Raw genomic sequence first — 1,589 nt, 5'->3', positions numbered from 1 at the left:
CCCTGCGTGTCAGCATGGTGTTGAACCAGAGGTTTTTACGATAACATAGATTTCAGGGCGGACTAGGAGAGCCAAATGCCAAAACCTGTTAGCACTATCAGCCCCGAAATCACGCCAGCACCCGAGCATGAAAAGCGCACACGGCGTACGTTCAGTGTTGAGTATAAACTCGATATTCTGAGAAAGGCCGATGCCTGTCAACACGGCGAGCTCGGTCAGTTATTACGTCGTGAAAATCTGTATTCTAACCAATTAGCGCAGTGGCGTCGTGAGTTTAGTGAACAGGGTGTCGCGGGTTTATCGAAATCACAACCCGGCCCTCAATCCAGCCAAACACCAGAGCAAAAGCGCATTGAGAAGCTGGAAAAAGAAAATCAGCGCCTGCAGGAGCAGTTGCGGCTGAAAGACAGTTGTCTTGATCTCCAAAAAAAAGCCTTTGCGTTGATCGATCAAACGGACACCGGGAGCAACTCATAATGTTGCTCCAAAACAATGCGTTTAAACACATTCCTGAGCGAACGGCTTGTGACATACTGGCACTCAATCGTAATACGGTACGTCGACATCGTCGCAGAGCGGCGTTTTGCGGCCCGCCAATGCCTCGTCGGTCGTCGCGCCAACAGGCGGCGCAACCGAGTGCTTTATCGACCGCTGAGCGCAGCGAAGTAGAACAACAACTAAGCAGTGAAGCGTATTGTAATCAGCCACCGGTGCAGGTTTATCATTCGTTGCTGGAGCAAGGTGTTTATTTATGCTCGATTAGCACCATGCATCGTATTTTACGCGTCAACAAACTAAGCGGCGAGCGCCGGAAACAGCGACCGCCTCAGACTCATACCGTACCGCGACTGAAAGCAACATGTTCCAACGAAGTCTGGACCTGGGACATTACGAAATTAGCGACCGAAAAGCGCGGCGAATACCTCTCGTTATATGTCGTGATGGACTTATTCAGTCGTTATGTCGTCGCCTGGATGTTATCACGCAAAGAAAACAGCAAATTAGCACAACAGCTGATTGAACAGGCCGCCGAACGTTACGGCATTGAGCAGAACAGCCTGACCGTACACCAGGATCGCGGTATGCCGATGACCGCTCACTGCTATCTGGATGTGTTATCCGACTTAACGATAACCGCCAGTCACAGCCGGCCCCGCGTCAGTAATGATAACCCGATGAGCGAAGCGCAGTTTAAGACGCTGAAATATCAGCCTGACTACCCACGCCGATTTAAGGGTTACGGCCACGCACTTGACTGGTGTCGCGATTACTTTCGTTGGTATAACGAAAGCCATTACCACAGCAATCTAGCCGGTTACACACCCGAGCAGGTCTTTACCGGCGAATGGAAAACACTGGCTGAAACACGACAACAAGCGTTGGACAACGCGTTTAATCAGCACCCGGAGCGGTTTAGAAAACGTCCGCGTGTTCAGTCTCCACCGGCAACGGTCGAAATCAACCCGGTAACTGAAGACGATAATGATGATGTTGCAGAGTCCGGAGTAAACTTCCCGACGCTGCCAAGGTTCATAGAAAAAACAATTTAACTTTTACACTGCTGGTTCAAATGAGGTTGACACATTCCG

General features: G+C 50.3%; 2 protein-coding genes. Both read left to right on the top strand.

Going from position 1 to position 1,589, the window contains the following annotated elements:
• Positions 1–75 precede the first annotated feature (75 nt).
• Positions 76–477: a transposase gene (locus RJ32_RS00035; protein WP_034823199.1), complete on the top strand. Its 402-nt coding sequence runs from the start codon at positions 76–78 to the stop codon at positions 475–477.
• Positions 477–1,550, top strand: a complete 1,074-nt coding sequence (locus tag RJ32_RS00030) for an IS3 family transposase (RefSeq protein WP_051018816.1) — start codon at positions 477–479, stop codon at positions 1,548–1,550. The genes RJ32_RS00035 and RJ32_RS00030 overlap by 1 nt, the downstream gene beginning before the upstream one ends.
• Positions 1,551–1,589 lie beyond the last annotated feature (39 nt).

The organism is Idiomarina sp. 28-8 (assembly GCF_000320945.2).
Lineage (GTDB): Bacteria > Pseudomonadota > Gammaproteobacteria > Enterobacterales > Alteromonadaceae > Idiomarina > Idiomarina loihiensis.
The sequence above is the reverse complement of the archived record's forward strand: the minus strand, read 5'-3'. Positions and strand labels throughout refer to the sequence as shown.